Annotated in this window: 1 pseudogene; it reads right to left on the bottom strand. The window is 55.5% G+C overall.

The features are described 5' to 3' along the window. Positions 1-396: pseudogene (locus ACTJKF_RS31390) on the bottom strand (virulence factor); the annotation flags it as partial. Positions 397-742: the final 346 nt, after the last annotated feature.

The raw sequence follows: 742 nt of genomic DNA, 5'->3' as shown, positions 1-742 counted from the left end.
CGAGCTTAGCAGCAGAGGAAAATCGAACATGTACTTGCGGTAGAAGCCTCTGAATGTTTCCTCGCCTTCATTGCCATATGCGATTCCCGCGACCGATTGCAGAGTAGTAAAGGACTTCGGGTCGGTGCGGACCATATCGTCGTTCTTGTTTGGCGCCGCAAGTCTTTGCGTCCACAACAATTGCCATTCAGTCGGATAGTCCATGCGTTGCAACGGATTCAACCACATCAAGCCAACAACCTGCGCGGCGAACGGCATGGCGGGCTTTTCGACTGCTGACGTTGCATTCTCTGTGTGCTCACTAGCAGATGTGGCTTGAGCCGAACGCATGATGGCCGTGGTGAATAGAAACACCATGAACGCGGCCAGGCCAGGTACGACAAAGAATCGTTTCATCCAATCTCCTGTTTCCAAATGGGCCGGGCCAGGTTGTTCTATGTGCGCCATCAGCGTGGCCATGAGCACGATGGCGATCAACCATGCCGAAACGTCAGCGGCGACACGTCGCGGCCAGGTAGCGATCAATGCCTTCAATTCACACCACCAACCCGGATATAGCTCTGGCTTTACATGTGCCGTGCAGCGGTCAAGTTCACATACAACGCACCACTGCGCCGATTTACATCACCATGAATAGCCTTGCATGCCGTAATCGGTATCGTGGCGGCGGCCCCACCACGGTAGGTAGGCGTTGTTGCCGCCGCGTGCGCGGAACCAGTCCTGGTTCGGATCGATCGGCGTG

This window comes from Burkholderia sp. 22313, assembly GCF_052045245.1.
In the GTDB taxonomy this organism is placed as follows: domain Bacteria; phylum Pseudomonadota; class Gammaproteobacteria; order Burkholderiales; family Burkholderiaceae; genus Burkholderia.
Note: the sequence above shows the minus strand (reverse complement) of the source record. Positions and strands in the feature narration are given on the sequence as shown.